Annotated in this window: 22 protein-coding genes and 2 pseudogenes; 12 read left to right on the top strand and 12 right to left on the bottom strand. The window is 74.1% G+C overall.

What is annotated here, in order from left to right; all coding sequences use genetic code 11:
* Nucleotides 1–5 precede the first annotated feature (5 nt).
* The gene (locus tag Sco07f_RS26190; protein ID WP_108989368.1) at nt 6–668 is read right to left on the bottom strand and encodes a DUF4097 family beta strand repeat-containing protein; all 663 of its coding nucleotides are present in this window, start codon (nt 666–668) and stop codon (nt 6–8) included.
* Between the two features lie 229 nt (nt 669–897).
* Between Sco07f_RS26190 and Sco07f_RS26185 the strand changes: the two genes are divergently transcribed.
* Nucleotides 898–1,704, top strand: a complete 807-nt coding sequence (locus tag Sco07f_RS26185; protein ID WP_108989367.1) for a GbsR/MarR family transcriptional regulator — start codon at nt 898–900, stop codon at nt 1,702–1,704.
* Here Sco07f_RS26185 and Sco07f_RS26180 read toward each other — a convergent pair.
* Both Sco07f_RS26180 and Sco07f_RS26175 read right to left on the bottom strand, forming a co-directional pair.
* Nucleotides 1,661–2,683: pseudogene (locus Sco07f_RS26180) on the bottom strand (maleylpyruvate isomerase N-terminal domain-containing protein); the annotation flags it as partial. The gene Sco07f_RS26185 and the pseudogene Sco07f_RS26180 sit on opposite strands and share 44 nt — an antisense overlap.
* Nucleotides 2,679–2,804, bottom strand: a pseudogene (locus tag Sco07f_RS26175) (RNA polymerase subunit sigma-70); the annotation flags it as partial. The pseudogenes Sco07f_RS26180 and Sco07f_RS26175, both read right to left, overlap by 5 nt.
* A 327-nt stretch (nt 2,805–3,131) precedes the next feature.
* Between Sco07f_RS26175 and Sco07f_RS26170 the strand changes: the two are divergent.
* From Sco07f_RS26170 to Sco07f_RS26155, 3 genes are all read left to right on the top strand, one after another.
* Nucleotides 3,132–3,512, top strand: coding sequence for an STAS domain-containing protein (locus tag Sco07f_RS26170; protein WP_007388697.1), 381 nt, complete (start codon nt 3,132–3,134; stop codon nt 3,510–3,512).
* 105 nt (nt 3,513–3,617) lie between these two features.
* Complete coding sequence (locus Sco07f_RS26165) at nt 3,618–4,127, top strand: EF-hand domain-containing protein (RefSeq protein ID WP_007388696.1); 510 nt, start codon at nt 3,618–3,620, stop codon at nt 4,125–4,127.
* 494 nt (nt 4,128–4,621) lie between these two features.
* Entirely contained in the window at nt 4,622–5,098 is a 477-nt protein-coding gene (locus tag Sco07f_RS26155) for an ATP-binding protein (RefSeq protein WP_007388695.1), read from the top strand.
* Between the two features lie 289 nt (nt 5,099–5,387).
* Here the strand turns inward: Sco07f_RS26155 and Sco07f_RS26150 are convergent, their stop codons facing one another.
* A complete protein-coding gene (locus tag Sco07f_RS26150) occupies nt 5,388–6,521 on the bottom strand; it encodes a GlxA family transcriptional regulator (RefSeq protein ID WP_244942150.1) in 1,134 nt (377 codons plus the stop codon).
* A gap of 71 nt (nt 6,522–6,592) precedes the next feature.
* Here Sco07f_RS26150 and Sco07f_RS26145 point away from each other — a divergent pair, with 71 nt between their 5' ends.
* Nucleotides 6,593–7,912 (top strand): MFS transporter, encoded by a 1,320-nt coding sequence (locus tag Sco07f_RS26145; RefSeq protein WP_108989366.1) that lies wholly within the window; start codon nt 6,593–6,595, stop codon nt 7,910–7,912.
* A gap of 62 nt (nt 7,913–7,974) precedes the next feature.
* Complete coding sequence (locus tag Sco07f_RS26140) at nt 7,975–8,823, top strand: hypothetical protein (protein ID WP_108989365.1); 849 nt, start codon at nt 7,975–7,977, stop codon at nt 8,821–8,823.
* On the opposite strand, the gene Sco07f_RS26135 is transcribed toward Sco07f_RS26140, so the two are convergent.
* Complete coding sequence (locus Sco07f_RS26135) at nt 8,820–10,034, bottom strand: flavin-containing monooxygenase (RefSeq protein ID WP_108989364.1); 1,215 nt, start codon at nt 10,032–10,034, stop codon at nt 8,820–8,822. The two genes, Sco07f_RS26140 and Sco07f_RS26135, sit on opposite strands and share 4 nt — an antisense overlap.
* Nucleotides 10,035–10,148: 114 nt before the next feature.
* Between Sco07f_RS26135 and Sco07f_RS26130 the strand changes: the two genes are divergently transcribed.
* Nucleotides 10,149–10,766 carry a GNAT family N-acetyltransferase gene (locus tag Sco07f_RS26130; RefSeq protein WP_108989363.1) on the top strand — a complete coding sequence of 206 codons (618 nt, stop codon included), beginning with the start codon at nt 10,149–10,151 and terminating at the stop codon, nt 10,764–10,766.
* A gap of 7 nt (nt 10,767–10,773) precedes the next feature.
* Here Sco07f_RS26130 and Sco07f_RS26125 read toward each other — a convergent pair whose 3' ends face one another.
* The 3 genes from Sco07f_RS26125 to Sco07f_RS26115 form a co-directional block, all read right to left on the bottom strand.
* Nucleotides 10,774–11,439, bottom strand: coding sequence for a pyridoxine/pyridoxamine 5'-phosphate oxidase (locus Sco07f_RS26125; RefSeq protein WP_108989362.1), 666 nt, complete (start codon nt 11,437–11,439; stop codon nt 10,774–10,776).
* Nucleotides 11,436–11,861: a pyridoxamine 5'-phosphate oxidase family protein gene (locus Sco07f_RS26120; protein WP_007450597.1), complete on the bottom strand. Its 426-nt coding sequence runs from the start codon at nt 11,859–11,861 to the stop codon at nt 11,436–11,438. Before Sco07f_RS26120 ends, Sco07f_RS26125 begins: the two co-directional genes overlap by 4 nt.
* Nucleotides 11,862–12,134: 273 nt before the next feature.
* Nucleotides 12,135–12,770 carry a TetR family transcriptional regulator gene (locus Sco07f_RS26115; RefSeq protein WP_042826336.1) on the bottom strand — a complete coding sequence of 212 codons (636 nt, stop codon included), beginning with the start codon at nt 12,768–12,770 and terminating at the stop codon, nt 12,135–12,137.
* 134 nt (nt 12,771–12,904) lie between these two features.
* Between Sco07f_RS26115 and kbpA the strand changes: the two genes are divergently transcribed.
* From kbpA to Sco07f_RS26095, 3 genes are all read left to right on the top strand, one after another.
* A complete protein-coding gene (kbpA, locus tag Sco07f_RS26110; protein WP_108989361.1) occupies nt 12,905–13,651 on the top strand; it encodes an AfsK-binding protein KbpA in 747 nt (248 codons plus the stop codon).
* 212 nt (nt 13,652–13,863) lie between these two features.
* Nucleotides 13,864–16,266 carry a protein serine/threonine kinase AfsK gene (afsK, locus tag Sco07f_RS26100; protein ID WP_108989360.1) on the top strand — a complete coding sequence of 801 codons (2,403 nt, stop codon included), beginning with the start codon at nt 13,864–13,866 and terminating at the stop codon, nt 16,264–16,266.
* 91 nt (nt 16,267–16,357) lie between these two features.
* On the top strand, nt 16,358–16,900 hold the full coding sequence (locus Sco07f_RS26095) for a hypothetical protein (protein ID WP_108989485.1): 543 nt from the start codon (nt 16,358–16,360) through the stop codon (nt 16,898–16,900).
* A 75-nt stretch (nt 16,901–16,975) separates the two neighbouring features.
* On the opposite strand, the gene afsS is transcribed toward Sco07f_RS26095, so the two are convergent.
* The 3 genes from afsS to Sco07f_RS26080 all read right to left on the bottom strand — a co-directional run bounded on the left by afsS (nt 16,976) and on the right by Sco07f_RS26080 (nt 20,866).
* On the bottom strand, nt 16,976–17,185 hold the full coding sequence (gene afsS / locus Sco07f_RS26090) for a regulatory protein AfsS (protein ID WP_007388689.1): 210 nt from the start codon (nt 17,183–17,185) through the stop codon (nt 16,976–16,978).
* A gap of 201 nt (nt 17,186–17,386) precedes the next feature.
* Nucleotides 17,387–20,359 (bottom strand): SARP-family global regulator AfsR, encoded by a 2,973-nt coding sequence (afsR, locus tag Sco07f_RS26085; RefSeq protein WP_108989359.1) that lies wholly within the window; start codon nt 20,357–20,359, stop codon nt 17,387–17,389.
* 93 nt (nt 20,360–20,452) lie between these two features.
* Nucleotides 20,453–20,866, bottom strand: coding sequence for a nitroreductase family deazaflavin-dependent oxidoreductase (locus tag Sco07f_RS26080; protein WP_087790570.1), 414 nt, complete (start codon nt 20,864–20,866; stop codon nt 20,453–20,455).
* A gap of 106 nt (nt 20,867–20,972) precedes the next feature.
* Here Sco07f_RS26080 and Sco07f_RS26075 point away from each other — a divergent pair, with 106 nt between their 5' ends.
* A complete protein-coding gene (locus tag Sco07f_RS26075; protein ID WP_108989358.1) occupies nt 20,973–21,818 on the top strand; it encodes an endonuclease/exonuclease/phosphatase family protein in 846 nt (281 codons plus the stop codon).
* Here Sco07f_RS26075 and Sco07f_RS26070 read toward each other — a convergent pair.
* Nucleotides 21,790–23,322: a CehA/McbA family metallohydrolase gene (locus tag Sco07f_RS26070; protein WP_108989357.1), complete on the bottom strand. Its 1,533-nt coding sequence runs from the start codon at nt 23,320–23,322 to the stop codon at nt 21,790–21,792. The two genes, Sco07f_RS26075 and Sco07f_RS26070, sit on opposite strands and share 29 nt — an antisense overlap.
* A gap of 230 nt (nt 23,323–23,552) precedes the next feature.
* On the opposite strand from Sco07f_RS26070, the gene Sco07f_RS26065 reads away from it, so the two are divergent.
* On the top strand, nt 23,553–26,156 hold the full coding sequence (locus Sco07f_RS26065) for a bifunctional FO biosynthesis protein CofGH (RefSeq protein ID WP_108989356.1): 2,604 nt from the start codon (nt 23,553–23,555) through the stop codon (nt 26,154–26,156).
* The last annotated feature ends 51 nt before the right edge of the window (nt 26,157–26,207 follow it).

The following is a 26,207-nucleotide window of genomic DNA, read 5'->3' as shown; positions in this document are numbered from 1 at the left end:
GCTCCTCAGAGGCTGCGGGCGGTGATGTCGCCGTGGTCGGTGGTCGCGTGGACGGTCAGTTCGGGGGTGCCGGTGTTCCTGAGCGCGTTGTGGACGCGGCCGTAGGAGGTGCCGGAGTCCAGGGAGGCGGAGACCCCGGCGGCGGCACCGACCGAGATGTCGCCGGACCGGGTGCGCAGGACGACCCGGCCGCGCACGGCCTCGGCGATCCGGATGTCGCCCTTCTCGGTGCGGATGTCGGCGGGGCCGTCGAGACGGCCCAGCGAGATGTCGCCGGCGGCGGTGGTCAGGCGGACGCCCGCCGCCTCGTCGAGCTTGACCGGGCCGTGCGCGCCCTCGTAGTCGACGTCGCCGAGCCGCCCGACGCCCCGGAACTCGGCCGATGCCGTCCTGGCCTCGATGCGGGAGCCGGCGGGCAGCCGGACCGTCACCTCGACGGCGCCGGACGCGCCCATGAACTGGTTCTTCGCCGGAGTCCCGACGCGCAGCACGCCGTCGCCGAACTCGACCCTGGTCTGCTCGGCCGCATGCACGTCCCGTCCCTTCGAGGGGTCCGCGGGCAGGACCTCGACCGTGGTGTCGGCCCGGTCGGCGGCGATGACCTGGACGCGGCCCGCGGGGACGTCGAGGACGGCGGAGAGCGGGGCGGGGGTGGGGAAGGTCTGCATGGTGGTCTCCTGTGTTCGTCGGTGTTTCTGACAGGAGAAACGCTACGTTGCGTTCATGGAATGCTCAATAACGTTGTTGCGTTCTAAGTAAATCAGCGCAGTTCAGACGGCATATTTCGTTGCAACGGTGTGCTGGGTAATGCAACGTCAGCCCTGCCGGGCGTTGCAATGAAGTGGAGGTGAACGCTATGGTCGGGCCGTCAGCGGAGTGCGAGGGAGAGGAAGGGCGATGCCGGGAGGCAGGCTCACCCAGCAGGAACGTCAGCAGATCGCCCTGGGGCTGGCCGACGGCCTCGCCTACGCGGAGATCGCCAGACGCCTCGACCGGCCCACCTCGACCGTCACGCGCGAGGTGATGCGCAACGGCGGCCCCACCGCGTACCGCGCCGACCTGGCCCACCGGGCCACCGAGCGGCGCGCCCACCGGCGTGGGCAGGCGACGCCCCGGGGGCCGCAGGCACCGCCGGCCCACGGCCGGGACGCCGAGGCCGTGCGCGCCTACGAGGAGACGCTGACCACGGTCTTCATACAGCAGGGCACGCCGAAGATGATGGCCCGGGTGATGGCGTGCCTCTGCGTCAGCGACACCGGCAGCCTCACCGCGGCCGAGCTCGTCCAGCGCCTCCGGGTGAGTCCCGCGTCCGTCTCCAAGGCGGTCGCGTTCCTCGACGGCCAGGGGCTCGTCCGCCGGGAACGCGACGCGTCGCGCCGCGAGCGCTACGTCATCGACGACGACGTCTGGTACCAGTCCATGGTCGCCAGCGCCCGCGGGACCCTCCTGGTGGCCGAGACCGCACGCCAGGGCGTGGCCGTCCTGGGCTCCGGCACCCCGGCCGCCGACCGCCTGGAGAACATCGCCCGCTTCCTCGACTTCATCTCCGAGAGCATCGTCCGGGCCGCGGACCAGGCCCGCGAGGTCCTTCACACGGCCCCCGTCGCCCCCCGGGAGGGCGACGCCGCAACCGGCGGCGAGGCTACGTCCGGCGGCGAGGCTACATCCGGCTCAGGGCGGCTGCCGCGAACAGGACGTCCCTGATCGCGTCGCGGTCGCCCACCTGACCGGCCGCCGCCTCCGCCGGAGGCACGTGGCCCGCCGCCAGCCGGCAGAACTCCACGCCGTCCAGGGCGACATGGGCCACCTCGTGGTCGGAGGAGCCCACCGCGCCGGGCGAGTCCAGCGGGATGAGCCACTCGCCGCCGCCCGAGCCCTCGATCTCCAGCCGCAGGCTGCGCCCCGGCTCACCCGCGGCGACCAGGTGCGGACGGTCGCCGGGAGCGGCCAGACCGGCCCGGCGGCGGGTCGCGAGGACCCCCGGCAGCATCCGGGCCGCGAGGTCGATCATGCCGTTGAGGTGGCGCGCGGACGGCGGGTTGTACGGGTAGTCCACCGCCTCGGCGATGTCCTCCGCGTGCACCCAGCACTCGAACGCCCGGTCCAGCATCGCGTCCCGCAGGGGCAGCTCGAGGCCGCCGTACGGTACCGGCATCCCGCCCGCGTCGCCGGTGAACGCCACCGTCCGGACGATGTCGTGGGTCTGCCGGCGCCAGGACGCCCGCTCCGCGCGGGTGGGCGGGCAGTGCGAGGCCCGCCAGTACGCCTCCGTGCGGGCGGCCGGCGCCTGGCCGGGCGCCGCGATGTCACCCAGCGGGTCGTCGAGGCCCAGGGCGGCCGCGACCGTCCCGTCGACCGTCAGCAGGTGCGCGATGACCCCGGCGACGGTGGTACGCCGGCTCGCGGCGCCGTCGTCCTCGTACCAGCGCAGCCGGACCGGGGCGTGCCACTCGGCGTCCCCGAAGTCCTGGAGCAGCGCGTCCAGGCGCGCGGTCTCGGCGTCGTAGGGGGCCGCCCACTCGGGCACCGGGATGCGGGGCGGACGCCGCTCCAGGCAGCCGTCCAGCACCCGGGTGCGCAGGGCGGGGTCCAGGTCGAGGCTCTCCGGCCGCTGGAGCAGCGTGACCGCCTCGCGCAGGCGCAGCGCCTCCTCGGCGCAGGCGTCGCACTCCCCGAGGGTGCGCCAGACCGTGCACCAGCGAGGCGAACCGGTCGTACAGCTCGCCCAGGGCGGCGGCCTCGCCGCGCGCGAGCCGCTGCTGCATCTTGCGGTCCCAGCGCAGGGGCACGTCCCTCTTCGCCATGCGGCTCCTCCACCCCCTCGTCGGACCCGGCCCGCGGCCACCCTCTCCTCGAATGTAGTCGGCACGTCCGACAGCGCACGCCCCTTTGCTCCAATGTGCGCTCCCGACGGGCCGGAGGTGATATGGGCCTCCACTACCCTCTATCGTGCGACCGAAATCGATCGAACGAGATCGAAAGCGTCTGAAACAAGCCTCTTCCGACCGGTCTCCGTTTCCGCCCCGGCGTTTGCGGGAACGGCCGGTGGGCAGGCGCGCCGCCAGGAAGCGTAGGTACGGCTTCCGTTTCGGGTGAATCCAGGCGTTCCGGCGCTCCGACGGATGAAGGGCATGGTGGTGACGTTCAACGTGACCGGCGGGGAGCGGGGCCGATGGGCCGTGCTCCAGGTGTCGGGCGAACTGGACCTGGTGACGTCACCGGTGCTGCGGCAGCGTGTGCACGACGAGGTGGCCGAGGGGCGGCACAGCCTCGTCCTGGACCTCTCCGAGGTCCTGTTCTGCGACTCCAGCGGGGTCGGCGTCCTCATCGCCTCCCGGCGGCTCATCCGCTCCTGCCAGGGCAGGCTGCGGCTGATACTGCCCGCCCAGGGCGCCGTCGACGGCTCCCACGTCAACCGCGTCCTCGGGGCGCTGGGCGTGCGCCGGCTCTTCGACTGCCACCCCGACCTCGCCTCGGCCACCGGGGACGAGCCGCGCCCCCTTTCCGCGTAGGCCGCGCGGGACATCGCGGCAAGTCCCGCCCGCGGCCGCGTCCGGCGACGTACGCTCCGGGCGAGACGTGCCCCGAACACCGACGTGAGACGGCCGGAGAGAACCATGGTCAACAGCGAGTACGAGCGCAGGATCGCCGCGCGGTTCACCACCTTCGACCAGGACGGCAACGGCCACATCGACCGTTCCGACTTCAGCGGGGCGGCCAAGGCCCTGCTCGCCGAGTTCGGCGTCGCCGCCCGCTCCGACCGGGGGCAGGCCCTGTACGGCGGTGCGGAGGCGCTCTGGCAGGGACTCGCGGGCATCGCCGACCGGGACGGCGACCAGCGCATCACCCGTGAGGAGTTCGTCACCGCCGCGGTCAAGCGGCTGCGCGACAAGCCGGACCGGTTCGCCGAGATCGCCCGCCCCTTCCTGCACGCCGCCCTCGCCGTCGCCGGCCCCGGCGACGGTACGGTCACCGTCGCGGACACCGCGCGGGCCCTGACCGTGTTCGGGGTGCCCGGAGACGTGGCCCGGTCGGTCGCCGCCGCGCTCGACGCGGACGGCGACGGCACGGTGGGGGAGACGGAGATCGTCCCGGCCTTCGCCCGCTGGTTCACCGTGCCGGAGTAGCGCGCAGCGGAGCGGCGTCCGCCCGAGTGTCGCGGATCGTGGCAGTGCGGTATCACGGAGCGTTGATACCGGGTTGTGTCCGCCGCACGACCCGTTACGGCGCGGAGTCGGTGCCACGCTCCGGTACCTTGTGGTGGATGCGAGTGGTCCCGAGCGCCAGCCGTGCCGGAGTTGCCCCCGGGGCGGCTCCGGAACCGACGGTGTGTGCCGCGCCCCGCAGGGTGGAACGGCCGTCGGCCGCCGCCTGTTCGACTCCCCGGAATGTGCGTCGCACAGTATGGCGCACGCGTACTCCTTCGCGCTGGAATATGCCCGAAGCGCTTGTTGACGTGACTGTCCGTCAACCATGCTGTTCCACAAGGGAATCACGTTCGGTGATCCCCGCCCCGGCCGTTGTTCTGGCCATGCTGGAAATGGCTACGATCGTGGCCCTCATGAGGCGCGAGCCTTTGTGTCCGCCGGTTCGGATGGTGTGAGCGGTGCAGGTGCTTCAAGTGCAGCTGGAGGTCCGTCCAGACCCCTCGGAAGTGGGGCGTGCCCGGCGTTGGGCGCGTTCACGCCTCGCCGGGTCGGGGATACGGGCCGATGAGCCACTCGCCGAGACGCTCGTCCTGCTCGTCTCCGAGCTCGTCACCAACGCCGTGGTGCACACCGGCCGTTCGGCGGTGCTGCGGCTGGTGCTGCCGGGTGCGGTGACCGAGGAGACGAAGGACGCCACCGTCCGCCTCGAGGTGGACGACGCCAGCGACCGGGCCCCGGTGCCCCGGTGCGCCGGCGGCGAGGCGACCGGCGGCCGGGGCCTCGCCCTCGTGGACGGACTCGCCGACCGGTGGGGCTGGAGCAGGGAGGGCACCGGCAAGCGCATCTGGTGCGAGCTGGACCGCTCCTCCGGGGGCGGGGACGCCGGACCCGCCTGCGGCGACGGCGGTGGCGCGGTGGCGTACCAGGGGTTCGCCTACGAAGTCGTGTGACGCCCGTGCGCCGGGGTCTGCTCCCGTGCGCGTCCCCGGCGAACCGGTACACACGCGAGGAAAGCCCACCCGTCGGTTGACGGATCGTGACCGCTTCCTCACGCTGGGAGCCACGATTCGCCGCGAGGGGACGACGAGGGCTCGGTGACGGAGCCCTCGACGAGCGTGGGTCGTGTCGGCGGCGGTTCCCCCGGGGCGACGGGAGCCGGGCGGGAGGCGCCGGAGTCGGCCGGCGGCGCGCGATGCCGTGCTCGGGGCGGACAGCGCCGCGCCGCCGGTCAACGAGGACTCATCGTCCACAGGCTGTGGACAACTCCGCGCGGAAGGTGCGCCGGTACCCGGTCGGCGTGACCCCGAGCGCGGCCTGGAGATGCTGCCGCATCGACTGGGCCGTGCCGAACCCCGCGTCCCGCGCGACCTGGTCCACCGACAGGGCGGTGGACTCCAGCAGGTGCCGGGCCCGTTCCACGCGCTGCCGGGCGAGCCACTGGCCCGGACTGACGCCGGCCTCCTCGCGGAAACGGCGGGTGAAGGTGCGTACCGACATCGACTCCTGGGCGGCCATGTCCCGCAGCTGGATCGGCTCGTGCAGGCGGCCCAGCGCCCAGGCGCGGGCGCGCGTCGTGGAGGACTGCTGCGGGTCCGGCACCGGCCGCTCGATGAACTGCGCCTGCCCGCCGTCCCGGTGGGGCGGTACGACGGTGCGCCGGGCCACCTCGTTGGCGACGGCGGTGCCGTGGTCCCGGCGCACGATGTGCACGCACAGGTCGATCCCGGCCGCGACCCCGGCCGAGGTGAGCACGTCGCCGTCGTCCACGAACAGCACGTCGGCGTCCACCCGTACCCTCGGGAACAGCCGCTGGAAGTGCTCGGCCGAGGCCCAGTGCGTGGTCGCCGGGCGGCCGTCGAGGTAGCCGGCGGCGGCCAGTACGAACCCGCCCGTGCAGATGGCGACCAGCCGGGTGCCGGGCCGCACGAGGGCCAGCGCGGCGGCCAGTTCCCCGGTCAGCACGCCCTCCTCGTAGACCGGGCCCAGCTCGTAGGAGGCGGGGACGACGACCGTGTCGGCGGTGGCCAGCGCCTCGGGGCCCTTCTCGACCATGATCGCGAAGTCCGCGTCCGTGGCGACCGGGCCCGGCGGCCGGACCGAGCAGGTCACGACCTCGTACAGCGGACGCCTCCGTTCGTCGCGGGCGAGGCCGAAGATGCGCGGCGCGATGCCCAGCTCGAAGGGGAGCAGACCGTCGAGGGCGAGGACGGCGACGCGGTGCGGCCGTTCGGCAGTGCCGGTGCCGGTGCCGGTGCCGGTGCCGGTGCCGGTGCCGGTGCCGGTGCCGGTGCCGGGAGTGGGGGCGGGGGTGCGGGTGTGGTCGGTGGCGTCGGCGGGGGCGCGGTCGGGGGTCCCGGCGGGGGCGAGAGGCATGGCCCGATCCTAGCGAACGCTGTCCTCCGGGCCACTCGTCCGGGCGTGGCCCGCTGCGGAGACTCAGTGACGTGACCCAGACAACCGACGCAGCCGCAGCGGCTCCCGTGAACCAGCCGGAGCCCACCCGACCGAGCCGCCGCACCCGCGTGCACCGCGCCTGGTGGGTCGCCGCCGTCACCTTCGTGACGATCATCGGGGCCGCCGCCTTCCGCTCCCTGCCCGGCATCCTCATCGACCCGCTCCACGCCGACTTCGGCTGGTCGCGCGCCACGATCGGCGCGGCCGTCTCCGTCAACCTGGCCCTCTACGGGCTGACCGCCCCCTTCGCCGCCGCGCTGATGGACCGCTTCGGCATCCGGCGGGTCGTCGCCGTCGCCCTGCTGGTGATCGCGCTCGGCTCCGGCCTGACCGTGTGGATGGACTCCGCCTGGCAGCTCATCCTCTGCTGGGGCCTGCTGGTCGGCCTCGGCTCCGGCTCCATGGCCCTGGCCTTCGCCGCCACCGTCACCAACCGCTGGTTCACCGAGCGGCGCGGCCTGGTCACCGGCGTCCTCACCGCCGCCTCCGCCTCCGGCCAGCTGATCTTCCTGCCGCTGCTGTCCTGGATCGTCGAGACGTACGACTGGCGCCCGGCGGCCGTCACCGTCGCCCTCGCCGCCCTGGCCGTCGTCCCCTTCGTCTGGCTCCTCCTGCACGACCACCCGGCCGACGTCGGCCAGAAGCCGTACGGTGCCCAGGAGTTCGTGCCCAAGCCCGCCCCCGTGCCCGGCGCCGCCCGCCGCGCCGTGACGGTCCTGTTCTCCGCCGTCCGCACCGGCCCGTTCTGGCTCCTGGCCGGCACCTTCGCGATCTGCGGCGCCTCCACCAACGGCCTGATCCAGACCCACTTCGTGCCCGCCGCCCACGACCACGGCATGCCGATCACCGCCGCGGCCTCGCTGCTCGCCGTCATCGGCGTGTTCGACGTGGTCGGCACGATCGCCTCCGGCTGGTTCACCGACCGCTTCGAACCGCGCCGCCTGCTCGCCGTGTACTACGCCCTGCGCGGCGTCTCCCTCCTCTTCCTCCCCATGCTGCTCGCGCCGAGCGTCCACCCGCCGATGCTCTTCTTCATCGTCTTCTACGGCCTCGACTGGGTCGCCACCGTCCCGCCCACCCTCGCCCTGTGCCGCGAGCACTACGGCGAGGACAGCGCGATCGTCTTCGGCTGGGTCCTCGCCTCCCACCAGGTGGGCGCCGCCCTCGTCGCCTTCCTCGGCGGCGTGGCCCGCGACCGCTTCGGCTCCTACGACGTGGTCTGGATCGCCTCCGGTGCGCTGTGCGCGGCGGCGGCGCTGATGGCGCTGGTGATCCGGCGGCGTCCGACTCCGGTGGCCGCGCTGTCATGAGCAGGTCGTAGGGTGCGGGCATGGGGTGGGGGAGGACGGGGAATCCCGGTGACCGGCGGCCCGTGCGGCCGAACGACGAATGGAACCGGGCGATCGCGCTGTGCGCGGCGCAGGTGCCGCTGGTGTGGCTGGCCTGGTGGTTCGCCATGGAGGCGGGCCGGGACGACTACGACTACGGGGGCGGCGGCTACCTGGGCATCTGCTGCGTGCCGCTGCTCCTGCCGTTCGTCGGCCTCTTCCACGCCGCCGTGCAGATCGCCCCCGCCATGTTCCTGGCCCGCCTGCGGCCCCGCGTTGCTCCGGGCCCCGAGTGGGTCTGGCACCTGGCCGGGTCCGTCCTGATCGGCGCCGGCTGGTCGGTGCTGGGGCAGGTGCTGCGGGGGTGGCCGGTCGGCGACACCCTCCCGTGGTGCGCCGGGGTCGGCGTCCTGCCGGTGCTGGTCCTGCACTCCCTGCGCGGCCGGCCGTGGTCGGGAGGCGGCTTCTGGCTCCGTTCGGCGGGCGCGAGTCTCGTCCTCCTCGCGGTGTGCGGGGCGACGGCTGCCTCCCTGGCCGGTGACTACGAACCCCCTCGGCTGTCCGCCGCCCAGCTCGCCGGGGAGTGGCGGGGCGAGGACGGGGGCGTGCTGCGGCTGGCCCCGGGCGGCCGGGCCGAGCTGACCGGCGTACCGGCCCACAACGACGCCGACGAGGAGGGCGACTTCTCGCTGTGCGACGGAACCGGCACGTGGACCCTCCAACGGGACAGCGAGTTGCAGGACACCGACCGCGACGGCGTCCTGGTGCGCCTCGACGGCGCGTGCGGCCAGCAGACGTACTGGAGGATCGGCGGCACCGAGCGGGACCCCGAGCTGTTCGTGCGGTTCGGCGACCCCGACTCCGGTGACCTGCGCATCCTCACCCGCGACTAGCCCGGCAGCCGCGACACCCGCCCCGCCCCCCTCTTCGCGCTCTTCGCGACCGCCCCGGCGATCCGCTCCGCGTCGATCGCCAGCTCCCGCAGCATCCCGCTGATCGGGTTGGTGAACCCCGTGAAGTACAGGCCGGGGGCACCGGACGGCGTACGCCCCCCGTGCACGACCGGCCTGCCGGTGCCGTCGAGGACGTCGAGGTGGCCGACCAGCCCCTCCAGGCCCCGCCGGTACCCCGTGGCCGCGATCACCGCGTCCGGGGCGAGGCGGGTGCCGTCGGCGAGGACCGCCTTGCCGTCCTCGAAGCCCTCCACGGCGGCCACGACCTCCACGCGACCCGCCCGCACCGCGTCGATCAGGCCGACGTCCTGCACCGGGATCGCGCCCTGGGCGGCACGGGTGAGCAGGCCGGTCTCCGGGCGGGGCAGCCCGTGGGCGGAGAGGTCGGGCGTGCTGATCCGGGCCAGCGGACGGGCCAGCCGGTCGGCGAGCGCGGCCGGCAGGCGCCGGACCAGGACGCCGTTGTACTGGGCGGCCCACCCCGCCGTCGACCGGCGGACGATGTGCGGCGCCGTGCGCACCGAGAGCCGGACCCGGGCAGCCCCGCCCTCCACCAGGTCCACAGCGATCTCGGCACCGGTGTTGCCGGCCCCGACCACCAGGACGTCCCGGCCGGCGTACGGGGCCGGGGAGCGGTACTCGGCGGCGTGCCGGAACTCACCGGTGTACGCGTCCCGGCCGGGCCAGTCCGGGAGCCGCGGGGTGTGGTTGTGACCGGTGGCGACCACCACCGCGGCGCCGGTCAGCTCCCGGCCGCCGGAGGCGCGCAGCAGCCACCCGGCCCCGTCGGGAGCGCGCTCGACGCGGAAGACCTCCACCCCGGTGACGATCTCCAGCTGGTGGTACTCGGCGTACTTCTCCAGGTAGCGCACCACGTCGTCGCGGGCCACCCAGCGTCCGAAGCGGCGCGGCATGGGCAGGCCGGGCAGGGCCGAGAGGCGGCGGGTGGTGTGCAGCCGCAGCCGGTCGTAGTGGCGCCGCCAGGAGTCGCCGACGTGGTCGGCGCGCTCCAGGACCACCGCCCGCAGACCTCGGGCGCGCAGCGCGTGGGCGACGGCGAGACCACCGGGACCGGCGCCTATGACGTACACGGGGCGGCCCGCCGGGTGGGCGGGCTGCGGCGGTTCAGCGGACGCTGTGGAGTCGGCCATGCGGCGAGCGTAATCGCGCCCCAGGTTGATGGGTCTCGGTCAAGACCGGAATCGGTTGCGGATCGGTCACGACTGGGACCGGCGGGGTGGGATCCGGTCGGGTTGAATGACCGGATGGCCCACACACGCATGTACACCCTCGACCCCTCCCTCTCCCATCCCGAACCCCGCGGGCACGGACTGCGCCTGCGCGCCTGGGACGCCGCCTCGGACGCCGACGCGGAGACGTGGCTGCGCGGCTGTACGGACCCCGAGTTCCAGCGCTGGAACACGCCGCTCAAGCTGTGGACCGACCTCGCCGGGGCCCGCGAGTCGCTGCGCGGGCGGGCCCGGGACGCGGCGGACGGCAGGTCCGCGTCGTTCCGGATCACGGACGACGAGAGCGGTACGACGCTGGGACACATCGGCCTCAACGAGATCAGCCGGCAGATGAAGGTGGCCAGGATCGGCTACTGGGTGCTCCCCGAGGCCCGGGGCCGGGGCGTCGCCACCCGTGCCCTGCTCCTCGCCTCGCGCTGGGCCTACGCCGAACTCGGCCTGCACCGCCTGGAACTGGGCCACGCGGTGGGGCACGACGCGTCCTGCCGGGTCGCCGAACGCAGCGGCTACCGCGCCGAGGGGACCCTGCGCGAGGCGATGTTCGAGGCCGGGCGGCACGACGCGTTCCGGGACGTGCACCTGCACGCGCGCCTGGCGACGGACGAGGAGCCGGCGCCGCCGGGCGCGCGGTGAGCGCGGTTCACGGCCACAGCAGCCGCCGCTCCCAGCCGTCGTCCTCCGTCCGCCGGTAGGCGAGCCGTACGTGGCGCCGGCGGGCCTCGCCCTGGAAGAACTCCACCTCGTCGGGGCGCAGCCGGTACAGGGTCCAGGACGGGACCGGGGCGTCCGGTTCGCGTCCGGCCCGCTCCCAGGCCGCCTCGGAGGCGCGGGCCAGCTCGTCGGCGGAGCCCAGCTCCGCGCTCTGCCGGCCGGTGAGCGCGGCGGCCAGCGCGCCGGTCGAGCGCGCGTGCAGGTCGGCCCGCGCCTCGTCGCCCGGGGCGACGGTCACCGGGCCGCGCAGGCGCACCTGGCGGCCCAGCACCGGCCAGTAGAAGACGAGCGCGGCGTACGGGCGGGCGGCGAGCTGGCGGCCCTTGCGGCTGTCGGCGTGGGTGGCGAAGGCCCAGCCGTCCGCGTCGGCGCCGTGCAGCATGACGACGCGCGCGTCCGGCAGGCCCTCGGCGTCCGCCGTCGCCAGCGACACCGTGTGCGGCTCGCGCTCGCCGGCCCGGGCCGCCTCGGCGAACCAGCGGGTGAACAGCTCCAGCGGGTCGCCGGGCGCACCGGCCGGGTCGAGGGGCGGCAGCTCGGTCACCGCGGGGTCCCACACCCGCAGCGACCTCAGCAGCTCGGGCAGGCCGCTCACACGGAGCCGAGGTCGGAGGAGACCCAGCGCTCGGGCCGCATGCGGACGACGACCTGCTCGCCGTGGTTCGCCAGGGCGAAGGCGACGTAGCCGTCGACCTTCTCGGCCGGGAGATAGCGCGCGGACATCTCCCGCACGTGCTCCTCGGTCGCGGTGACCGTCTCGACGACCGGTCCCTCCACCGACACGTAGCGGATGGTGGGCTCCAGCCGGTCGACCATCAGGGAGAACCGGCCCGCCTTGCTGATCAGGTCGTTCTTGCGGCTGTCGAGGCCCGTCGTGATCCACACCTCGCCGCCGGGCTCGTACTGGTACCAGATCGGCACGGTCAGCGGGGCGCGGCCCGCTCCCGCGTCGACCGCGAGCGCGGCGATGTGCGGTTCGGCCAGGAACGTCTCACGCTCTTCGCGGGTCAGGGCCACGGTGGTCTCCTCCAGCGGATGCGGGTACGGATGCCGGGCACAACGTCGGCCGGGTGGGCGGCTGTTCCCCGGTCGCTCCCCGTCCGGGGCCGTCGCGGGCCGAACTTCGAGGCGCTGGACATCGTGCGGCGCGGCCGGAGGGCCGGGGGCACGGTCGCCGAGTTCGAGCGGGCGGCCGACGGGGCGGCGCGGGGGCCGGAGGTGCGGGGGGAGGCGGGATGTGCGGGGAGGCGACGCGGCGGAGCGGGGAATGACAGGCTGCCGCGCGGCGTACTACTTGGCGGGCTTCTTTCCGGTGACGCCGAGATACGTCAACAGGGCGAGATGCGGCTTGAGTTCCGCCTGTTTCACGCCCCAGGAGGAGAACCCCTTCTGGTGCGAGGCGGCGGCCGCGAGCATGACGACGAGTGACCCGGCGATCGCCGCGGGGTTCACGTCCTTGTCGACCTTGCCCTTTGCCTGGAGATCGGCGACGGAATCCGTCAGGGAGGAGTTCACCGAATTCAGGATCTTCATGCGGATTTTGGCGAACCGCTTGTCGCCCTCCGCGGCGCCGAGATCCACAACGCGCAGAATCGCGTCGTTCTTGCGCCAGAAGTCCAGGAATCCGTCGACGAGTTCCTGTGCCGTCTGCCAGCCCGCCTTGCCGACCCATGAGCGGCCCGCCGTCAGCTCGGCCAGCGAGGTGCTTTCGGCGGCCATGCGCTCGGCGATCTCCAGGACGGCACCCTCGACGTCCGGAAAGTACTGGTAGAAGGTCGCGGGCGAGGTGCCCGCCCGGCGGGCGACATCGATGACTTTGACATCGCGATAGGGGGAGGAGCTGAGCATTTCGCTGAGGCAGTCGAGCAGTTTCTGCCGGGTCGCCTGCCCACGTCGACCGGCCACGCGGCCGTCGACGGTACGCACTTGTCCTGTCATGCCGTCAGCTTACCGACGGGTGATCCGAGCGCGATTCGGCCGACTGCAAATGGGGTGCGGGAGCGGAGAGAGACGGGTGCGCCGGGTCTGCGCGGTGCGGGCCGCGCGGCTATTTTGACGGCATGGCCGAAAACGGGGCATTCGAGAAGAGGCGAGAGGGCGTCCCCTGCTGGGTGGACGCACATCTCTCCGACGTGGAGGCGGGCAAACGCTTCTACGGCGAGCTGTTCGGCTGGACCTTCCAGGACGCGGAGACGGAGGAAGAGGCGGCGGCGGGGGAATCCGTGCGGGCGTGCCTGGACGGTGAGCCGGTGGCCGCGCTGGTCCGCAAGACGGACGGCCGGATGCCCACCGTGTGGTCCGTGTACTTCCACACCCCGGACGCCGCCGCCCTCACCGCGCGGATCCGGGCGGGCGGCGGTCAGGTCGTCACCCCGCCCCACCCGGTCGGCGACCTGGGCAGCGCCGCCCTCGCCGCCGACCCCGACGGCGCGGTCTTCGGGCTCTGGCAGCCGGGCCGCCGTACCGGCTTCGGGCGCCGGGGCGAGCCGGGCGCCTTCGCCTGGGCCGAGCTGTACACCCGGGACACGGAGGCCGCCAACGCCTTCTACGGCGACCTCTTCCACGACGCGCTCTTCGGCCCGGACGCCTCGCCCGACTTCGGCCGCGCCCGGGTCTCGGACGTCTTCCCCGCCGAGATGCCGCCGCACTTCCTCGTCCACTTCCTGGTGGAGGACGTGACGGCCGGGCTCGCGACGGTGGCCCGGCTCGGCGGTCGGGTGCGGGTCCCGCCCTTCGAGGCGTCGTACGGGCGGGTGGCCGTGGTCTCGGACGGCCAGGGGGCGTCGTTCGCGCTGCTGCAACGCTGAACGGGGCCGGGCGGGGGCACGCGGCGGGTGCCGCACACTCACCCTTTGCCCGGAATCAGGCAAGACACCCCGATTGTCGCCAGGTTCGCCACCAGCGCCTCGGACAGGAAGAATCGGGGTGCGTGGCGCCACGGAGGTGCGGTGGTGAGACGCTGCACTTCGGTCGCGTGCATAAGTGGGTGGCGCGGCCCGTACGGGGAGGTGGCAGGCAAGTGGTGGATCAGCTGACGCAGCACGATCCGCGGCGGATCGGGCCGTTCGAGGTGCTGGGCCGGCTCGGCGCCGGCGGCATGGGGCTGGTCTATCTCGCGCGCTCGGCGTCCGGGCGGCGCGTGGCGATCAAGACGGTGCGCACGGAACTGGCCGAGGACCAGCTGTTCCGCGTCCGCTTCACCCGCGAGGTGGAGGCGGCCCGCGCGGTCTCGGGCTTCTACACGGCGGCCGTGGTCGACGCCGACCCGCGCGCCGCGGTGCCGTGGCTGGCCACCGCCTACGTGCCCGCACCCTCCCTCGAGGAAATAGTGAACGAGTGCGGGCCGATGCCCGCCCAGGCGGTGCGCTGGCTGGCGGCCGGCGTCGCGGAGGCGCTCCAGTCGATCCACGGCGCGGGCCTGGTCCACCGCGACCTCAAGCCGTCCAACGTCCTCGTCGTCGAGGACGGCCCCCGCGTGATCGACTTCGGCATCGCGTCCGGCGTCTCGAACACCCGGCTGACCATGACCAACGTCGCCGTCGGCACCCCCGCCTACATGTCACCGGAGCAGGCGAAGGACTCCCGCAGCGTCACCGGCGCCAGTGACGTGTTCTCGCTCGGCTCGATGCTGGTCTTCGCCGCCACGGGACACCCGCCCTTCCACGGCGCCAACCCGGTCGAGACGGTCTTCATGCTGCTGCGCGAGGGCCCCGACCTGGAGGGCCTGCCGGACGAGCTGCGCCCGCTCATCGAGTCCTGCATGCAGATGGAGGCCACCGGACGCCCCAACCCGGCCGACCTCCAGGCCCAGCTCGCCCCGCACCTCTTCGGCTCCGGCTCCGACGACAGCGGCACGGCGTCGGCCTGGCTGCCCGAGCGGGCCGTGAGCCTCATCGAGGGCCGCCGGGGCGGCCGCCCCGCGGTCAAGCCCGCCACCACGGGCGGCGGCCGCGGACCGGGCCCGTCCGGCGCCCGCGGGCCCGCCCACGCGCCCCCGCTGCCGCCCCCGCCCGCCCACGACCCCGTCGTACCGGCGCCGCCCTCGCACGGCCCGGCGGTGCCCGTTCCCGTCGGTGCCCCCGACGGCGGGCCGGTCCGGCTGCCCGGCGCCGCGGTGCCCATCGGCCCCGGACCGCGCGTCGCCGACATGCGTGCCGCCGCCGTCGCCGCGCCCCCGCCGGAGTCCGCCCTCGCCGCGTCCTGGTCCCGCCCCCGCCCCGGCGTCAACGGCGCCGACCCCGCCGTACCGGCCCCGTCGCCCGCGCCGTCCCCCACCCCGGAGGCGTCGCCGGCCGGCTGGCGGCCCTGGCGGTTCCGCATGTCCAACGACGTCTGGGGCACCCCCCGGGTCGCCGAGGACCTGGTCTACGTCACCTCCTTCGAGGTGCACGCCCTGGACGTGGCCACCGGACGGCGCCGCTTCAAGACCCGGGACGTCGCCTGGTCGATGGCGGTCGCGGACGGCCGCATCCACGCCTCCGACGGCCCCACTCTCTTCGCCCTGGACGCCCGCGAGGGCGCCGACCTGTGGCGCGTGCAGACCGACGCCTGGGTGTACTCCCTCCAGGCCGAGCGCGGCACCGTCCTCACCGCCACCCGCGGCGGCGGCGTCCAGGCCTGGGAGGCCTCGTCCGGCCAGAAGCTCTGGGAGGTCACCGGCGCGCAGACCGACTTCGAGTCCCCGGAGGCGGGCGCCGCGCTCCACGACGGCACGGCCTACGTCTGGCAGGACGCCCGCCTGCGCGCCCTGGACGCCCGTACCGGCGACGAGAGATGGTCGTACCCGATCGGCGACGCGGCCTCCTGCGGCGGCGTCCCGGTCCGCCTCACCCAGGGTCCCGACGGCTACGTGTACGTCGCGGCCGGCACCCGCGTCCTCGCCCTGGAGATCGCCTCCGGCCACGTCCGCTGGCACTTCGAGGCCCCGGCGGTCTTCCTGGCCCCGCCCACCTTCGTGCCGGGCCCGGCCGTCACCGGCGGCGGCGTCTACCTCGCCGACTACCTCGGCACCGTCTACGCCCTCGACGCCACCGACGGCCGCGACCGCTGGCGCATCGCGACCGAGGCCCGCTCCTCCACCGACCCGGTCCTGGTCGCCGCCGGTCACGTCCACGTGGGCAGCGGCAAGGGCCTCTACACGCTGGACGCGGTCACCGGCACGCCCAAGTGGCGCTTCCAGGCGGGCGGCGACATCGTGGGCGCGCCCGCGGTCGCCGAGGGCCGCATCCACTTCGGCTCGAGCGACCACCTGCTCTACACGCTGAAGGCCGACGACGGCCGCCTGCGCTGGAAGCTCGCCACCGGCGGCGAGATCACCGGCTCCCCGGTCGTCCGCGACGGCATCGTGTACGCGTGCAGCAAGGACCGCTGCGTGTACGCCCTGGACGCGGAGAAGGGCACGGGGACGGCCCGTACGACGTGAGGGCGCCCATGGGGCACCGGCCCGGGGCGGCGTGAGCGGCCGTACCCGACCGGTGACGTGTCCGTGACATGCGCCCCCTAGCGTGATCGTCATGACACCACGGGGGCGAGCACTCAGGTACACGGCGATCTCGGCACTGGTGGTCCTCTGCCTGACCGGCTTCTCGACCGGCCGCCACGGCCACGGGGGCGACGGGGGCGGCGGCTGCAGCAGCTCCGGCCAGGACCACGACGGTTCGTCGTCCGCATCGGGCGGCGGCGACACCTACAAGGACGACGACGACACCTACGGCAGCGGCGGCGGCGGTCACCACGACTACGACGACGAAACCGACGACGGCACGGGCGGCAGCGGCGGCACCGGAGGGATCGAGTCCGCCACCCTGACACTGGTCGCCTGCGCCGAGGAATCCCAGCCGTACGCCACCGTCGAGGCCGCCAACCCGAACGGCGGCGAGTACACGTTCCCCGTCACGGTCCTCTTCAAGGACGCGGACGGCACGACGATCTCCGAGCGCAGCGAGCAGGTCACCGTCCCGGCGGACGGGGTGGCCGCGGTCCGCGTGCCCTTCGACGGGTCCGGCACCCCGGACCACTGCGAACTGGACACGACGATTCCGTCGCCGGTCCTCTGAATCGCCCCGGACATACGGCGGCCGCGGCGGCGTCCCCTCCGCGCCGCCGCGGCCGATCCCCGTGCCGGAAAAGGTCTACTTGCCGTCGCCGTCCAGGTCCAGGGCGGGCGGAGCCGGCATGTGGCTGTCGAGCGTGGTGACGCCGTCCTTCGGCGGGGCCGGCATGTGACTGTCCTGGGTGGTGGCGGTGCCGTCCTTCGGAGGGGCCGGCATGTGGCTGTCGAGCGTGGTGATGGCGTCGGTGCCGTCCACCGCGTCCTCGTTGCTGTTCGTGGTGTTGCTCATCGTGTGTGAACCCCCATGAAGTGGAGCGGACGTTGGTCTGGGGTGCCCGTTCAGCGACTCCCCCGAGGATCGCCGAACGGGCGTTCCAGGGCCGTTCACCCTACAGATGAGGCCCCTGCGACCCGCCTGCCCCCCGACGCGACGGATCGTGTCCTCATCGTGGCACCGCCCCATAAACGTCCGATGAACGTGCCCGCCCGCTCAGGCCGCCTCGATGGGATCCAGCAGCGCCCGCAGCTCCGCCGACTCCGGTGCCCCGGACGCCTCGTAGATGGACAGGGCGTCACGCCAGCAGGCACGCGCGCGATCCGTCTGCCCGAGGTCCCCGAGCGAGCGTCCCAGGAGCGTGAGGATGTTGGCGCGCATCCAGTCACCGCCGATGCTCCCGGTCGTCAACGCCTGCTCCGCGTGCTGGGCGGCCTGAGCCGGCCGCCGCGCCGCCAGGTGGACCTGGGCGATACGGAAGTGGGTCGCCCCCTCCCACAGGCGCTGCCGGTTCTCCACGAAGGTCTGCAACGCCGTGGACAGTTCACGCAGCGCCTCGGCGTGGCGGGCGGCGTGACTGAGCGCGATGCCCAACGCGTACCGCGCGTTGGCCAGGCGGAAGGTCAGGCCGAGATCGTCGTACAGGGCGATCCCCTGGCGCACCAGGTCGATCGCCGAGGTCGTGCGTCCCACGGACACGAGGACACGCGACAGGTTGCACAGGGCGCTGGCCTCACCGGCCCGGTTGCTGTCCGCACGGAACGCCCTGACGGCTTCGCGCAGATGGGTCTCGCTCACCTCGTGCTGGTTCTTGCAGTTGGCGATGATGCCCTGCTCGTTGTGGGCGTTGCCCCGGGTCCAGGAGTCTCCGGTCCGGTTTCCCAGTGCTATGGCACGCTCGGCCTCCGTATGCGCCTCGTCGAAGCGACCGGCGCGGCTGAGGACCTGGGCCAGCGTCGTGCGCGCCCGTCCCTCCGCCCGGGGGTCGTCCGAGGCGCTCGTGGCGTCGCGCACCGCGAAGGCGGCCGTCTCGTAGCTGAGTGAGCTCGCTCCCGACTCGGCCAGGTCCTTCGACGCCAGGAGGAGGTCCACCGCTCGTCGCAGGGTGCGCGGTCCCAGGGACTGCCGGACGCAGGCCAGGATGCACGCGGCCTCCGAATGCAGCCAGTCGAGGGCGGCGGTGTCCCCCCGGAACTCCATGCCCGCGAACTCGGTGCGTTCGAGGTGGTCCACGGTCCGGTCCCCGGGCCGTTCGATCGCGTACACCCCCGCCGCCGTCGCCAGGTAGAAGTCCAGCAGCCGCGACAGCGCCGCCGCCCGCTCGCTGGGCGGCTGCTCGTCCCGCTCCGCGCAGGCACGCGCGTAGAGGCGGACCAGGTCGTGGAAGCGGTAGCGGCCCGGCGCCGCCGATTCCAGCAACGACGTGTCCACCAGGGACTCCAGGAGGTCCTCCGTGTCCTGCGCCGGGAGGTCCAGGACCGCCGCCGCGGCCGCGAGGGAGATGTCCGGGCCGTCCGCCAGGCCCAGCAGCCGGAAGGCGCGGGCCTGGGCCGGTTCCAGCTGGCCGTAGCCCAGCTCGAAGGTGGCCTCGACCGCCAGGTCACCGGCCTGGAGCTCGTCCAGCCGGCGTCGCTCGTCCGCCAGTTTCGCCGCCAGGACGGAGACGGTCCACGTGCGGCGGGCCGCCAGCCGGGACGCGGCGACGCGGATCGCCAGCGGCAGGAAACCGCACGCGCCGACCACGTCGAGCGCCGCCTCCCGCTCCGAGGCCACCCGCTCCTCGCCCACGATCTTCGTGAAGAGGGCCAGCGCCTCCTCGGGCGACATCACGTCCAGGTCGACCAGGTGCGCCCCGGCCAGGTCCACCATCCGCACCCGTGCCGTCACCAGCGCGGCGCAGCCCTCCGTGCCCGGCAGCAGGGGCCGCACCTGGGCGGCGTCGCGCGCGTTGTCCAGGAGGACGAGGACCCGGCGGCCGTCGAGGACCGAGCGGTACAGGGCGGCCCGCTCCTCCAGGGTGTCCGGGACGGCCGAGTCGGCGGTGCCCAGGGCGCGCAGGAAGGAACCCAGCACCGTCTCCGGTTCCGCGGCCCGCGCGCCGGCGCCCTGGAGGTCGACGTACAGCTGCCCGTCGGGGAAGGCGGCCCGCGCCCGGTGGGCGACGTGCACCGCGAGGGTCGTCTTGCCGACGCCGCCGATGCCGGCCAGTGCCGACACCGCCATCACCCGGTCCGTCGCCGTGCCCCCGGACGCCGCGGACAGGACGTCGCTCAGCTCGCGCACGAAGGACGCGCGGCCGGTGAAGTCGGGCACGGTGGCAGGCAGTTGCGCCGGACGTACCAGGAGCGGCGCCGTCTCCGCGTCCGGTGCGGGAGGCTCGGCCAGGTGCGGGTCGGCCCGGAGGATGCGCTGCTGGAGTTCCTGGAGGCCGGGGCGCGGGTCGACGCCCAGCTCGTCGGCGAGCAGGCGCCGCGTGTCCGCGTAGACCGCGAGGGCCTCCGCCTGGCGTCCGCTGCGGTACAGGGCCAGCATCAGCAGCTCCCGCAGGCGTTCGCGCAGGGGGTGGGCCGCCGTGAGTGCCGTCAGTTCCGAGACGGACTCGGCGTGGCAGCCCTGCTCGAGGTCCATGTCGAGCCGGGTCTCGAGGAGTTGGAGCCGCCACTCGCCCAGCCGCACGCGCTGCGTTTGGGCGTACGGGCCCGGCACGCCGGCCAGGACCTCGCCGTCCCACAGGGCCAGCGCCCGGCGCAGCAGGTCACGGGCGTGGCACAGGTCCCCGGAGCTCCTGGCCTTCTCGGCCTCCGCGGCCAGGTTCTGCGCCCGCGTCAGGTCCAACGCCCCGTCGGCCAGGCCCCGCACGGCGTACCCGCCCGACTCGCTGGCCAGCACCCCGGGGTCCAGGACCTTCCGCAGCCGGGACGCGTACGTCCGCAGCGCCGCCAGCGCCTGCGACGGCGGCTCCTCGCCCCACAGGGCGTCGATCAGCTCGGCCGCGGTGGCCGTACGGCCCTCGCGCAGCAGCAGGGCGGCCAGCAGCGCGCGTTGCTGGGGTGAGCCGGTGGCCAGCGTCTCCTCGCCGCGCCAGGCGCGCACGGGTCCGAGCACGCCGAAGCGGAGCGCGGCCGACCCGTCCGGTTCCGCCGGGTATCCGGGACGCCGCTGCTCCGGAACCCGCGGTCCACCGTCCATGCCGTCCCCCTAGACATCCTGAGCAACCAGGTCAGTTTGCCTTGTTCATGCCGACCACGTCAGCCGTGGGCGACGCCGATCACAGGTTCTTCATCAGCTTTCCGTCCCCTGCCCCTCCAGCTCCACCCGTACTGTGAGCAGCCCCGTCCCGACGCCCATCGCCCGCACCGCGAGGCTGTTGCCGCGCGGGAGGCGGCGCAGCCGGGCGAGCGGGTCGTCGTCGGGCAGGACGTGGGCCGTGCCCGGGTACCAGCGGCCCCGCAGCCGGACCCGGACGCGCGGATCGGCCCGGATGTTGCGGACGTACTGGGACCGCTCGCCGAACTCCGACACCAGCCAGAAGGAGTCGCCGGTCCGGCGCCCGCCCACCGGGGTGCGGCGGGGCAGGCCGGAGACTCGGCCGGTGGTCTCCAGCAGGGTCTGGCCGGGCAGCCGGCGCACGACGGCGTTGAGCCGGCGCTGGAAGGCCGTCACGGCCCGGTACTTGGTCTCGGCGTAGGACGACATCGTTCGTTCACGCTCCCTTCTCGCGGGCCTCCATGTTCCCGGAAAACCTCGGAGGGGAAGGTGTGGACGGGGCCGGGAGACCCGGCCGGGAGACGGGTGGTGGGGCGTGCGGGTCGTGACGTGGAACCTGTGGTGGCGGTTCGGGCCGTGGGCCGACCGGCGGGAGGCGATCCTCGCCGTGCTGCGGGAGCTGGCGCCCGACGTCGTCGGCCTCCAGGAGGTGTGGGCCGTCGACGGCGGGGAGAACCTCGCCGCGTCGCTCGCCCGCGACCTGGGCCTGCACTGGGACTGGTCGCCCTCGCCCGCCCCCGAGCGCTGGCAGCGGCGGATCGGGGACGACACGGTCGGCGTCGGCACCGCGGTGCTCAGCCGCTGGCCCGTCGTGGAGCGGGCGGTGCTGCGGCTGCCCGCGCCCGCCGAACTGGACGACGGGCGGCTGGCCTCGTACGCCCGGCTGGACGCGCCCGGGCACCGGATCCCCTTCTTCACCGTCCACCTGACCTCCGGCGGCGGCCCCGTCGGCGCCGTGCGCCGCGAACAGGCCGCCGCCCTCGCCGGGTTCGTGGCCGCGCACCGGCACGGCACCGCCCACCCGCCCGTCGTCACCGGTGACTTCAACGCCCGCCCCGAGGCACCGGAGGTCCGCCTGCTGCGGGCCGGGGGACTGCGCGACGCCTGGGAGCACGCGGCGCCGGGCGAGCCGTCCGGCACCTGGGACACCGCCAACCCGTACGTGGCCCACGCGGACGGCGAGCCGAGCGTACGGATCGACTACGTCCACGTGGGCCCGCCGGGGCCCGGCGGACTCGGCCGGGTCCTGGCGGTGCGGCGGGCCGGCGCCGGCCCCGTCGACGGGGTCTGGCCCTCCGACCACGCGGCGGTCGTCGCGGACCTGGCCGCCGCCGGGGACGGCCCCGCCCCGGCTAGCGGCCCAGGAAGACCGGGTTGGTGAACGCCGCGAGCGCTCCCGGCAGCGGACCCGCCGCCGCCTCGTGCCGCACCTCCGCGCGCACGTACGCCGCGTACGAGGCCGTCGTCCGCCACTCCACGGTGCCCGCGCCGGACACCGGCAGGGGACCGCCGGTGAACAGCACGCCCTGGTCCGTGACGAACCGCACCGTGCAGCGCGGGGCGCCCGTCACCTCCAGGCGGACGGTGACCGGGGAGTCGCGGTCCACGCGCAGCCGCTCGCCGATGCCGGCGTGCTCGCCCCGGCCGCCGGACGCGGTGAGGGACAGGGACACCTTCGACGACTCGGCGACGTAGGACCGCCCGGCGCGGATGCCCTCCTGGACCGCCTCGCGGGTCAGGTCGTCGGCGAGGACGACGGTCTGCGGGCGGCCGATCACGTCGGGGGAGCGGTGGGAGTCGCTGCTGCCCATCGCCGGGATCCAGCCCCGGCCCCCGTCCCTCGCGGCGGCGACCAGCATGCCGTCCCAGTCGGCCAGCGCCACCTCGTCGTCGGGCGTGTAGGCGCCGTTCCACACCTCGACCGCGTCCGCCTCGCCGAACCCGAACTTCCAGTTGCAGCCGATGCAGGTGGCGTGCGGGTGGGCCGGCACCACCAGGCCCCCGGCGCGGCGGATCTGCCGGGCGAAGCGGCCGAAGCGGTTGTCGCGGGCCCGGTAGCGCCAGTCGACGAAGGTGCCGGGGTCGGTGCCCAGCGCGACGACGTGGCCGTTGCGGGTGGTCACCTCCTCGCCGAGCAGGATCAGCAGGTCGTCCCCGGCCAGGTCCGCCCAGTGCGCGTGCGCGGAGTGGGTGTTGTGCTCGGAGGAGTTGATGAAGTCCAGGCCCGCCGCCCGCGCCAGCTCCGCGATCTCCGCGAGGGTGTAGCGGCCGTCGGAGTACTCCGAGTGCAGATGGCAGTCGCCCCGGTACCAGGCCCGCCCCCGCCCCTTGGCGCGTTCGGGCGGGTACACCGGCCGGGGCGCCCGGTCCTCCTCGCCGTAGGTCAGCGTGACGGTGATCTCGTACGACAGCCCCTGCGGTGCCACCGTGTACGGGCCGAGCGCTATGTGCCAGGTGCCCGCGCGCACCGGCCCCGGGACGTAGCCCGGCGTGGCGGCGTCCGCGCGGACGGAGAACTCCGTGCGTGCCCCGCCCGACCAGCCGCGGAAACCCCGGCCGCCCAGCTCGGTGCCGCGCTCGTCGAAGAGGCCGATGTCGAGCGCGTTGCCCTGGGTGCCGGCCGGCACGGCGGGGCGGTCGTAGGTGTAGGCGACGTGGATCTCGCGCACGCCCCGGGGGACCTCGACCGGGACGTACACGAAGTCGGGGGAGCCGGGCGGGAGGGTGCCCCGCACGGTTCTGGTGCGCTGTTCCCTGGGTGCCGCGGCGGCGAAGCTCACGCTTCCCAACGTAAGCGCGGCGGCGGCGCCCGTCACGAACACCGCGCGTCTGCCGATCCCGGCGTGGTCCTGCTCGTGGCCGTCCTCGTGGTCGTCCTCGCACATGCTGCTGCTCCAGGTGTCGTCGTCGTGTGCCGTCGGTGACGTGACGTCGGTGGTGCAGGGGTGGTGCGTGCAACCCTGGTATTGAGCCGTGAACTCCCGGACAAGGGAAGGGGGTCGGCGCATTGAGGGGTCATTGAGGACCGGGAACGGCGCGGTGGCCCGCCGGGACGGGCGTGCCGCTCGCCGGGACGGGGGCCCCGTGCTGATCACGCCGCTCGTATGCTCGAAGGATGACGACCTCCGCGACCTCCGGAACCGGACCCGCCGACCCCACCGGCCCCACCGAGAACTCCATGCGTCGCGCCCTGAAACGCGCCCGGGACGGCGTCGCCCTCGACGTGTCCGAGGCCGCCGTGCTGCTCCAGGCGCGCGGCGCCGACCTCGACGCCCTCACCGCCTCCGCCGCCCGGGTCCGGGACGCGGGACTGGAGGCGGCCGGGCGGCCCGGCGTCATCACGTACTCCAAGAGCGTCTTCGTCCCGCTGACCCGGCTGTGCCGGGACAAGTGCCACTACTGCACCTTCGTCACCGTCCCCGGCAAGCTGCGCCGCGCCGGCCACGGGATGTTCATGTCGCCGGACGAGGTCCTGGACATCGCGCGCAAGGGCGCGGCCCTCGGCTGCAAGGAAGCCCTCATCACCCTCGGCGACAAGCCCGAGGAGCGCTGGCCGGAGGCCAGGGAGTGGCTGGACGCGCACGGCTACGACGACACGATCGCCTACGTCCGCGCGATCTCCATCCGCATCCTGGAGGAGACGGGCCTCCTCCCGCATCTCAACCCCGGCGTCATGACCTGGACGGACTTCCAGCGGCTCAAGCCCGTCGCACCGTCCATGGGCATGATGCTGGAGACCACCGCGACCCGCCTGTGGTCCGAGCCCGGCGGCCCGCACCACGGCTCGCCCGACAAGGAGCCCGCCGTACGGCTGCGCGTCCTGGAGGACGCCGGACGCTCCTCGGTCCCCTTCACCTCCGGCATCCTCATCGGCATCGGCGAGACGTACGAGGAGCGGGCCGCGTCCCTCTTCGCGCTGCGCAAGGTCTCCCGCGCCTACCACGGCGTCCAGGAACTGATCATCCAGAACTTCCGCGCCAAGCCGGACACGGCGATGCGCGGCATGCCGGACGCCGAACTGGACGAGCTGGTCGCCACGGTCGCCGTCGCCCGGCACATCATGGGCCCCTCCGCCTGTCTCCAGGCCCCGCCCAACCTGGTGGACGCGGAGTACGAGCGGCTGATCGGCGCGGGCATCGACGACTGGGGCGGCGTGTCCCCGCTCACCATCGACCACGTCAACCCCGAGCGCCCCTGGCCGCAGATCGACGAACTCGCCGCGACGTCCCGGGCGGCCGGCTTCGAGCTGCGTGAACGGCTCTGCGTGTACCCGGAGTTCGTGCGGCGCGGCGAGCCCTGGCTGGACCCGCGGCTGCGCCCGCACGTCGCCGCGCTCGCCGACCCGGAGACCGGTCTCGCCCGCGAGGACGCGGTGGTCGAGGGACACGCCTGGCAGGAACCGGACGAGGCCTTCACCGCCACCGGCCGCACCGACCTGCACGCCACCATCGACACCGAGGGCCGTACCTCGGACCGCCGCGACGACTTCGACGAGGTGTACGGCGACTGGGGCGCCCTGCGCGAGGCCGCCGCCCCCGGCATGGCACCCGAGCGCATCGACACCGACGTGCGCGCCGCGCTGGCCACGGCGGCCGACGACCCGACGCGGCTCACGGACGACGAGGCGCTCGCCCTGCTGCACGCCGACGGCCCGGCGCTGGACGCCCTGTGCTCCGTCGCCGACGACGTGCGCAGGTCGGTGGTCGGTGACGACGTCACGTACATCGTCACCCGCAACATCAACTTCACCAACGTCTGCTACACCGGCTGCCGTTTCTGCGCCTTCGCCCAGCGCCGCACGGACGCCGACGCCTACACGCTCTCCCTGGACCAGGTCGCCGACCGCGCCCAACAGGCGTGGGACGTGGGCGCGGTGGAGGTCTGCATGCAGGGCGGCATCCACCCCGACCTGCCGGGCACCGCGTACTTCGACATCGCGCGGGCGGTGAAGGCCCGGGTCCCCGGCATGCACGTGCACGCGTTCTCGCCGATGGAGGTCGTCAACGGCGCGACCCGCACCGGCATGTCGATCAGGGAGTGGCTGAGCGCCGCGAAGGAGGCGGGCCTGGACTCGGTCCCGGGCACGGCGGCGGAGATCCTCGACGACGAGGTCCGCTGGATCCTCACCAAGGGCAAGCTGCCGGCGGCCACCTGGATCGAGGTGATCGAGACGGCCCACGAGCTGGGCATCCGCTCCTCGTCCACGATGATGTACGGCCACGTCGACCAGCCCCGCCACTGGCTGGGCCACCTGCGCACCCTCGCCGGGATCCAGCAGCGCACGGGCGGCTTCACGGAGTTCGTGACGCTCCCCTTCATCCACACCAACGCCCCGGTGTATCTGGCCGGTATCGCGCGGCCGGGCCCGACCCTCCGGGACAACCGCGCGGTCACGGCGATGGCCCGCCTCCTCCTGCACCCGCACATCCCCAACATTCAGACGAGCTGGGTGAAACTGGGCACGGAGGGCGCGGCGGAGATGCTCCGCTCCGGCGCCAACGACCTGGGCGGCACCCTCATGGAGGAGACGATCTCCCGCATGGCGGGCTCGTCCTACGGGTCGTACAAATCGGTCAAGGACCTGATCGCGGTCGCCGACGCGGCCGGCCGCCCGGCCAAGCCGCGCACCACCCTGTACGGCCCGGTCCCCGAGGAGCGGCAGCGGGCGGCGCGGGACTCGGACGGGCACCTGCCGGAGCTGCTGCCGGTCCTGGACTAGGGGGGCGCGCGCTTCGGGAGTGCGGCGGGTGCGCAGTACGATGATCGGGCC

Origin of the sequence: Streptomyces coelicoflavus (genome assembly GCF_003112555.1) — a bacterium.
Taxonomy (GTDB): domain Bacteria; phylum Actinomycetota; class Actinomycetes; order Streptomycetales; family Streptomycetaceae; genus Streptomyces; species Streptomyces coelicoflavus.
The sequence above is the reverse complement of the archived record's forward strand: the minus strand, read 5'-3'. Positions and strand labels throughout refer to the sequence as shown.

Bases quoted from the DNA above. Each gene is read 5' to 3' on its own strand.
- Sco07f_RS26070 (WP_108989357.1), bottom strand. From the start codon at position 23,322: ATGTGCGAGGACGACCACGAGGACGGCCACGAGCAGGACCACGCCGGG.
- Sco07f_RS26065 (WP_108989356.1), top strand. From the start codon at position 23,553: ATGACGACCTCCGCGACCTCCGGAACCGGACCCGCCGACCCCACCGGC.
- Sco07f_RS26135 (WP_108989364.1), bottom strand. From the start codon at position 10,034: ATGGCCGACTCCACAGCGTCCGCTGAACCGCCGCAGCCCGCCCACCCG.
- Sco07f_RS26170 (WP_007388697.1), top strand. From the start codon at position 3,132: ATGGTGGTGACGTTCAACGTGACCGGCGGGGAGCGGGGCCGATGGGCC.
- afsS (WP_007388689.1), bottom strand. From the start codon at position 17,185: ATGAGCAACACCACGAACAGCAACGAGGACGCGGTGGACGGCACCGAC.
- Sco07f_RS26150 (WP_244942150.1), bottom strand. From the start codon at position 6,521: ATGCCTCTCGCCCCCGCCGGGACCCCCGACCGCGCCCCCGCCGACGCC.
- Sco07f_RS26190 (WP_108989368.1), bottom strand. From the start codon at position 668: ATGCAGACCTTCCCCACCCCCGCCCCGCTCTCCGCCGTCCTCGACGTC.
- Sco07f_RS26080 (WP_087790570.1), bottom strand. From the start codon at position 20,866: ATGTCGTCCTACGCCGAGACCAAGTACCGGGCCGTGACGGCCTTCCAG.
- Sco07f_RS26185 (WP_108989367.1), top strand. From the start codon at position 898: ATGCCGGGAGGCAGGCTCACCCAGCAGGAACGTCAGCAGATCGCCCTG.
- Sco07f_RS26130 (WP_108989363.1), top strand. From the start codon at position 10,149: ATGGCCCACACACGCATGTACACCCTCGACCCCTCCCTCTCCCATCCC.
- Sco07f_RS26165 (WP_007388696.1), top strand. From the start codon at position 3,618: ATGGTCAACAGCGAGTACGAGCGCAGGATCGCCGCGCGGTTCACCACC.
- kbpA (WP_108989361.1), top strand. From the start codon at position 12,905: ATGGCCGAAAACGGGGCATTCGAGAAGAGGCGAGAGGGCGTCCCCTGC.
- Sco07f_RS26095 (WP_108989485.1), top strand. From the start codon at position 16,358: ATGACACCACGGGGGCGAGCACTCAGGTACACGGCGATCTCGGCACTG.
- afsR (WP_108989359.1), bottom strand. From the start codon at position 20,359: ATGGACGGTGGACCGCGGGTTCCGGAGCAGCGGCGTCCCGGATACCCG.